This window comes from Terriglobales bacterium (genome assembly GCA_035624475.1).
Taxonomy (GTDB): Bacteria; Acidobacteriota; Terriglobia; order Terriglobales; family Acidobacteriaceae; genus DASPRL01.
In genome coordinates, this window is sequence record DASPRL010000216.1 from 1 (window position 1) to 8,170 (window position 8,170).

7 protein-coding genes are annotated in these 8,170 nt (G+C 67.0%); all 7 read left to right on the forward strand.

What is annotated here, in order from left to right; all coding sequences use genetic code 11:
* A partial coding sequence (locus tag VEG08_08990) for a hydantoinase/oxoprolinase family protein (GenBank protein HXZ28115.1) occupies positions 1-1,033 on the forward strand: 1,033 nt, incomplete at its 5' end.
* A gap of 155 nt (positions 1,034-1,188) precedes the next feature.
* The gene (gene lon / locus VEG08_08995) at positions 1,189-3,627 is read left to right on the forward strand and encodes an endopeptidase La (GenBank protein ID HXZ28116.1); all 2,439 of its coding nucleotides are present in this window, start codon (positions 1,189-1,191) and stop codon (positions 3,625-3,627) included.
* Positions 3,628-3,655: 28 nt separating this feature from the next.
* Positions 3,656-4,384, forward strand: coding sequence for a molybdenum cofactor biosynthesis protein MoaE (locus VEG08_09000; protein ID HXZ28117.1), 729 nt, complete (start codon positions 3,656-3,658; stop codon positions 4,382-4,384).
* 10 nt (positions 4,385-4,394) lie between these two features.
* Positions 4,395-5,339, forward strand: a complete 945-nt coding sequence (locus tag VEG08_09005) for a VWA domain-containing protein (protein ID HXZ28118.1) — start codon at positions 4,395-4,397, stop codon at positions 5,337-5,339.
* Between the two features lie 63 nt (positions 5,340-5,402).
* Entirely contained in the window at positions 5,403-5,672 is a 270-nt protein-coding gene (locus VEG08_09010) for an RNA chaperone Hfq (protein ID HXZ28119.1), read from the forward strand.
* A gap of 46 nt (positions 5,673-5,718) precedes the next feature.
* Complete coding sequence (locus tag VEG08_09015; GenBank protein ID HXZ28120.1) at positions 5,719-6,531, forward strand: inositol monophosphatase family protein; 813 nt, start codon at positions 5,719-5,721, stop codon at positions 6,529-6,531.
* Between the two features lie 27 nt (positions 6,532-6,558).
* A partial coding sequence (locus VEG08_09020; protein HXZ28121.1) for an aconitase family protein occupies positions 6,559-8,170 on the forward strand: 1,612 nt, incomplete at its 3' end.

Here is an 8,170-nt window from a genome sequence, read left to right on the forward strand (position 1 = left end):
GGGCGGCGGCTCGCTGGCGCGCTTCGACGCCGCCGGCGCGCTGCGCGTTGGACCGGAGTCGGCGGGCGCCGACCCTGGTCCCATCTGCTACGGCCGCGGCGAACTGCCCACCGTCACCGACGCCAACCTGCTGCTGGGGCACCTGCACCCGGAGCGCTTCCTGGGTGGAGAATTCAAGCTGGATCTGGAGCGCGCGCGTCGCACCGTCGCGCGCTGGCTGCGTCGCAACCGCTCCCGATTCTCGCCGGAAGAGTTCGCCGCCGGGGTGATCCGCGTCGTCAACGCCACCATGGAAAAGGCCATCCGCGTGGTTTCCGTCGAGCGCGGCTACGACCCGCGCGACTTCACCCTGGTGGCCTTCGGAGGCGCGGGCGGCATGCATGCCTGCGAGTTGGCGCGGGCGCTGGGCATCCCGCGCGTCATCGTGCCCGAGTACCCGGGAGCGCTCTCCGCCTTCGGCATCCTGGTGAGCGACGTGGTGAAGGACGACTCGCGCAGCGTGCTGTGGCGGGCCTCCGAGGGGATCGCGCGGCAGCGGCTGGAGGCGGAGTTTCTGAAGCTGGAACGCGCGGCTCGCCGCGACCTGAAGCGCGAGGGATGGCAGGGCAGTGTGGACTGCTGGCGCAGCCTGGACCTGCGCTACCACGGCCAGGGATACGAGCTGAATGTCCCCTTCACCGCGGCGTGGCTGGAAGCCTTCCACCGCGAGCACCAGCGCCGCTACGGCTACTGCCATCCCGGGCGCGAGGTCGAAGTGGTGACCCTGCGGCTGCGCGCGCGCATCGCCTCGCCGCGCCCGCCCGCGGGCCGCGCTCGGGCAGGGCAGCGCCGGGCCGCACCGGTGCTGCGCACGCCCATCCTTTTCGACAGCCGGCGCTACCCCACGCCCATCTGGGAGCGCGACCAGCTCACGCCCGAAAAGACCTATCGCGGCCCGGCGGTGGTCACGGAGTACAGCGCCACCACGGTGGTTCCTCCCGGTATGCGCTTCCGGCTGGACCGCGCCGGCAACCTGGTGATCGAGACGGCTTAGGCCCGGCCTCCGGCAGAGGCGCATTTCCCGCGATTGCTGGCGCCAACCCCTTCCGCTACAATCCGAAGGCGCGGAGAGTTCCTTTCCAGCCAAGACCCGTCCTGCAACTTACGCAGGCGCAGTATCATCTATTGGTTATCCTTGATAGGTAAGATATGGCCAACCAGACTCATAACGTCGAGCACGAGGAGGGCGGGCGGCACGTGCCGCGGGGCTCCAATATCCTGCCGGTGCTGCCGGTGCGCGACACCGTGCTGTTTCCCCATGCGGTGCTGCCCCTGACCGTGGGCCGGGAAGCCTCGGTCAACCTGATCAACTCCCTGGGCGAGGACAAGACCATCGTGGTGGTGGCGCAGCGCGAAGCGCGCGTCGACCAGCCTCAGCCCACCGATCTATTCACCATCGGTACGCTGGCCACCGTGCACAAGGTGGTCAAGATGCCCAACCAGAGCCTGTTCGTCTTCACCGAAGGCCTGGAGCGAGTGCGCTTGAAGGAATACGTGCAGGTGACTCCACACCTGCGGGCCATCCTGGAGCCGGTGGAGGAGACCGGCCCCGCCCACAGCGCCGAGGAAGAGGCGCTGCAGCGCAACGTGCTGACCCTGTTCCAGCAGATCGTCTCGGGTTCGCCCACGCTCTCCGACGAATTGCAGACCATCGCCATGAACATCGAGGAGCCGGGGCGCCTGGTGGACTTCATCGCCTCCTCGCTGCCCTCGCTCTCCACCAAGGACAAGCAGGAGATCCTGGAGACCACCGACGTCCGCATCCGCCTGGAGCGCATCAACCAGCACCTGGCCAAGGAACTGGAGGTGCAGCAGTTGCGCACCAAGATCCAGTCCGAGGTGCAGGACCGGGTGCAGCAGACCCAGCGCGAATACTACCTGCGCGAGCAGATGAAGGCCATCCAGAAAGAACTGGGCGAGCAGGACGAGACCCAGCGCGACGTCGAGGAACTGAAGCAGAAGATCGAGGCCGCGGGCATGCCCGAGGAAGTGAAGAAAGAGGCGATGAAGGAGCTGGGGCGCCTGGCCCGCATCTCGCCCATGGCGGCCGACTATTCCGTCACCCGCAACTACATCGAATGGCTGGCGGTGCTGCCTTGGGCCAAGTCCTCCGGGGTGGAGGTCGACATCCTCAAGGCCAAGGAGATCCTCGACGCCGACCACTACGACCTGCAGAAGGTGAAGGACCGCATCCTGGATTACCTGGCGGTCCGCCGCCTGAAGCCCACCATGAAAGGGCCGATCCTCTGCTTTGTGGGGCCGCCGGGAGTGGGCAAGACCTCGCTGGGCAAGTCCATCGCGCGGGCGCTGGGGCGGAAGTTCACGCGCCTGTCGCTGGGCGGGGTGCACGACGAGGCCGAGATCCGCGGCCATCGCCGCACTTACATCGGCGCCCTGCCCGGGCAGATCATCCAGGGCATCCGCCGCGCCGAGACCAACGACCCCGTCTTCATGCTGGACGAGGTGGACAAGCTGGGCAAGGACTGGCGCGGCGATCCCTCCTCCGCCCTGCTCGAAACCCTGGATCCGGAGCAGAACAACAGCTTCCGCGACAACTATCTTGACGTGCCCTTTGACCTGTCGAAGGTGCTGTTCATCACCACCGCCAACATGCTCGACCCCATCCCCGATCCCTTGCGCGACCGCATGGAGATCATCGAGCTGCAGGGCTACACCGAGGAGGAGAAGCTGCACATCGCGCGCCGCTACCTGGTGCCGCGGCAGATCCAGGAGAACGGGGTCACCGCCGAGCAGATCGTGTTCCCCGACGAGGCCATCCGCATCATCACCCGCCACTACACGCGCGAGGCGGGCGTGCGCAACCTGGAGCGCAACATCGGCACCATCTGCCGCAAGCAGGCGCGGCGCATCGCCGAAGGCAAGACCGGGAAGCTGGTGGTCGACCAGGAGGCCATTCACGAGTTCCTGGGCGGGATCAAGATCCGCGTCGAGGGCGAGATTGCGGAGCGCACCAAGCGCGCGGGCGTGGCCGTGGGCCTGGCCTGGACCCCCACCGGCGGCGACGTGCTCTTCGTCGAGGCCAACAAGATGTCAGGCAAGGGCGCCGCACCATTGCTGACCGGGCAGATCGGCCAGGTGATGCAGGAGTCCATCACAGTGGCCCACACCTGGGTGCGCTCCAATGCGGGCAAATTGGGCATCTCGGAAGACTTCTTCAAGGACCACGACCTGCACATCCATGTGCCCGCGGGCGCCATCCCCAAGGACGGTCCCTCCGCCGGCGTGACCATGGTGACCGCGCTGACCTCCTTGCTGACCGACCGCCGCGTGCGACCCCTGACCGCCATGACCGGCGAGATGACGCTCAGCGGCAACGTGCTGCCCGTGGGTGGGATCAAGGAGAAGGTGCTGGCCGCCAAGCGCGCCGGCGTGCGCGACATCATCCTGCCCGCCGAGAACAAGATGAATGTGGAGGAGGACCTCACCCCTGACCAGCTCGAGGGACTCACGATCCACTACGTGACCACCATCGAAGAGGTGCTGGAGTTGGCCCTGCCCTCCACCCCCGCCGAGGAGCGGAAGGATGCTGAGGAGCGGGAGAAGGTCCTGAGCAAGGTTCCAGCGTAAGCTAGGGCGCGGTCGGGTTCTCCGAACTATGCAGGTTCGTGTCCTGTTTTTCGGCATGCTGAAGGACGTGGTGGGGCGGGGAAGCGACTCGATGGCCCTGCCCGCCGGCGCCACCCTCGCCGACCTGCTGGCCCGCTATCAGGAAGAGTTCCCGCGGCTGGAGCAGTTCCTGCCTTCGCTCGCCCTCTCCGTCAACCAGGAATATGCCGCGGCTGGCCAGCCCTTGCGCGAGAACGACGAAGTCGCCCTGCTGCCCCCGGTCAGCGGCGGCGCGCCGGCGGCGGCCGAGCCGGCGGTCCGGCTGGTGCGCGAGCGCATCGTCCCCCACGACATCATTCCCCCGCTGGAGAAGCCGGAAGACGGCGCGGTGGTGATCTTCGATGGCGTGGCCCGCAACCACACCCGCGGCCGCAAGACCCTCTACCTGGATTACGAAGCCTACGAGCCCATGGCGCTTGGGGAACTGCGCCGCCTGGCCGCCGAAGCGCGAGAGAAGTTCCCCATCCGCAACCTGGCCCTGGTGCACCGCCTGGGGCGCATCCAGATCGGGGAGAGCAGCGTGCTCATCGCCGTCTATTCCGCCCACCGCGCCCCCGCCTTCGAGGCCTGCCGCTGGCTCATCGACACCCTCAAGAAGAAGGTCCCCATCTGGAAGAAGGAGTACTTCGAAGACGGAGCGGTGTGGGCGGATGGCGAACCTTTTCCCGCAGATATCCCGAAGGCAACGACAGAAGGGGCGCAGGGCGCATCTAAGTGAACGGTTCCCCATGAGACCACTCCTCGTCCTGCTGCTGGTGGCCGCCGGCGGGCTGTCGGTGACGCCGGCGCAAGCGCAGGCCCCGCCGCCAGCCGTCACCCAGGACTCCGACCAATCCACCTTCAAGGTGGATGTGCGCCTGGTCAACGTCTTCGCCACCGTGGTGGACGAGCACGGCGCACCCGTCGCCAACCTCCAGAAAGACAACTTCCAGGTGCTGGAAGACGGCGTGCCGCAGCAGATCGCCGTCTTCGATCGCGAGTCGGGCCTGCCCCTCTCCATCGTGCTGGCGGTGGACACCAGCCTGAGCACGCGCAAGGACATCAAGCTGGAACTGGAGTCGGCGCGCCGCTTCGCTCACTCCATCCTGCGGCCGGTGGACGCCCTCGCCCTCTACCAGTTCAGCGAGTACGTGGATGAGGTCATACCCTTCACCGCCAACCTGCGGGAGATCGACCGCGGCATCGAGCAGGTGCGCCTGGGCGCCGCTACCGCCCTCTACGACGCCATCTACCTCGGCAGCCTGACGCTGGAAGACCGCCAGGGACGCAAGGTGATGGTGGTGATCACCGATGGCGGCGACACCGCCAGCCAGACCGATTACGCTGCGGCAGTGCGCGAGGCGCAGGAGGCCGAGGCCATCGTCTACAGCATCATCGTGGTCCCCATCGAGGCCAGCGCCGGGCGCAACACCGGCGGCGAGCACGCCCTCATCGAGATCGCCCGCGCCACCGGCGGCAAGTATTACTACGCCAGCTCCACCCAGGACCTGGACTCTGCCTTCCGCCAGATCAGCGACGAGCTGCGCACCCAGTACTTGCTGGCCTACTATCCCAAGCAGCGCGTGGCCGCCTCCGACTTCCGCCAGATCGAAGTGCGTGTCCTCCCTCCTTCGGAGGGAGAACACTACGTCGCCCGCCACCGCACCGGCTACTACACCTCCAAGTCCCACTGAGGGCCGCGGCCTGCCTCATGCCTGGAACCGCGTCCGCGAGGCCCCGGCGTGTACAATGACGCCATGGCTTTCCGTTCCTCCGCATCTTCCGGACCGAGAAAGGGAAAGGTTCCGCCCCCCAGCGACACCATGCAGGAAGCCGCCTACCTCAAGTCCCTGGGCGAGAAGCAGGCGCCGGTCGAGGTCAAGCTGCGCGACGGCGAAGTGGTGCGCGGCTGGATCGAATACTACGACCAGAACATGATCCGGCTGACGCGCGAGGGCCAGCCCAACCTGTTCATCTTCAAGCACGAGATCCAGTACATTGCCGAGGAAGCTCCCAGCCAGGAATAGCGCCGCGGGGCGCGCCCGGCCCGGCCTGCCGGACTTTCTGCCGGAGATGACCGCCATCGCCCGCGAGGCGGGCGCCCTGCTGCTGCGCTTCTTCGAGCGCCGGGTCAAGGTCGAATACAAGGGCGACGTGGACCTGGTCACCGAGGCCGACCGCGCCTCCGAGAAGCTGATCGTCCAGCGCATCCGCCGCCGCTGGCCCTCGCACGATGTTCTCGCCGAAGAGGGCACGCGCTCCGATTCCGGCAGCGACTACCGCTGGTACGTCGATCCCCTCGACGGCACCACCAACTTTGCCCACGGCTTTCCCGTCTTCTGCGTCTCCTTGGGGCTGGAGCGCAAGGGCGAGCGCGTCTCCGGCGTGCTCTACGATCCCACCCGCGACGAGTTGTTCTCCGCAGAGAAGGGAAGCGGGGCCTTCCTGAACGGCCGCCGCCTCCGCGTATCCGGGGTCAGCAACCTGGAAGAGAGTCTGCTGGCCACCGGTTTCCCCAGCCACAAGCGCCACCAGAACCCCAACATCCACTTCTACCACCAGATCACCCTGCGCACCCACGGGGTGCGGCGCGCGGGCTCGGCCGCGCTCGACCTGGCGAGCGTAGCCTCCGGCCGATTCGACGCGTTCTGGGAGTTCAACCTCAATCCCTGGGACACGGCGGCGGGCGCGCTGCTGGTAGAGGAGGCCGGCGGCAAGGTCACCCGCTTCGACGGCTCGCCCTTCCAGATCCGCAGCGACCAGGTGCTCGCCTCCAATGGCCGGCTGCACCCCGCCCTGCTGCGCCTCTTCGCCAACATCTTCGCCGGCCGGGACTTGGAGCCCCTGCCTTCGCCCCAGGAGTACGCGCGCATGCGAAAGAGCTAGCCCCGGCCTTTGATAGAATTGACCACCGTGATTCCGTCGCTGGCCAACAAGCCGATCGAGAGGCGTCCCGACAAGGTGCGCCTTCACGGCCGCGTCCTTTTCCTGACCGAAGACCCAACCCTGGTCCGCAGGCAGCTCAGTGGCTGGGACCTGCCCTGGGACACGAAGAATCTCGCCAACAACCCCAAGCTGCGCGACGACATCTCCACCGACGAGATCACCCCCGCCCACTACTGCTTCTACTTCGACCAGACGCTGGGCGAGATCCCCTACCTGGGCCTGAAGTGCGGCGGCGAGCTGCCGGTGGGCCGCGGCGACGTGAAGAAGGGCGGCTTCGTCTGCGCGGTGAGCGGCAAGCGCCGCGGCAAGGGCTCCAGCCGCGAGCAGTCGCCCTACGCCGAGATGTGTGCCGGCATCCAAGTGGTGATCGCGGAGAACGTGGAGCGCATCTACAAGCAGAATTGCCAGAACCTGGGCCTGCTGACCTCCACCAACTTCGCGCTCATCGACAAGATCCGCGCCGGCGAGGAGATCCCGCTCAGCGAGTTCACCGCCGGCGAGGACGAGATCACGCGCCAGGTCATCGAGTACGGCGGCCTCTTCCCCTTTAACGTGGCGCGCTTGCAGAAGAAGGCCTTCCTGCCGCCCATCCGCACCGGCCAACGCCCCATGACCCTGGCGGAGAAGATCTTTGCCCGCCACATGGTCAACGAGAGTGGCGAGGTGGGCGTGCCCGCCGTCCAGCCCGGCGACAGCGGCTTCGCCCGCGCCGACCTGCGCTTCAGCCACGAGTACGTCACGCCCATGGCGGCCATCTTCTTCGAGCACTATGTGGGCAAGGACGCCCAGGTCAACGATCCCGCGAGCATCCTCTTTTTCCGCGACCACCTCACCTTTCTGGACGAAGTCATCTCCGAGGAGAAGAAGAAGCTGGGCCTGCTCGACCTAGCCACCCAGCTCAAGCTCAAGCAGGAGGACTTCGCCAAGCGCCAGGGCATCAAGCTGCACGGCGAACTCAAGGACCGCAAGGGCAGCGAGGGCATCTGCCACTCCCTGGTGCTCGAGAGCTACGCCCTGCCGGGGCAGCTCAACATCGGCTCGGATTCCCACACCCCGCATGTGGGCGCGGTGGGCTGCGTGGCTTTCGGCATCGGCACCACCGACGTCTTCAACGGTTGGATCACCCGCGACGTGCGCGTCAAGGTGCCGGAGTCGGTGAAGGTCATGGTGCGCGGCGAGAAGCACCCCAACGTCACCGCCAAGGATTTCATCCTCAAGATCCTCAGCCTCGACTACGTGCGCAGCGGCAAGGCCCTGGCCAAGGTGATGGAGTATGCCGGCGAGGCCATCGAAGCTCTGGGCGTGGACGAACGCGCCACCATGACCAACATGGCCGCCGAGATCGGGGGCTTCACCGGAATCGTCGCCCCTGACCGCAAGGTCGTCGAGTTCCTGGTGGAACGCCGCGGCATGCAGCGCAGCAAGGCCGAGGGGTTGATCCGGGGCCTGACCAGCGATTCCGGCGCCGAGTACGCCCACGTCATCGAGTTGGACGCCGCCGAGATCACGCCCATGGTGGCCACCCCCGGCGATCCCGGCAACGGCAAGTACGTGCGCGAGCTGGCCGAGCCCGTCCACG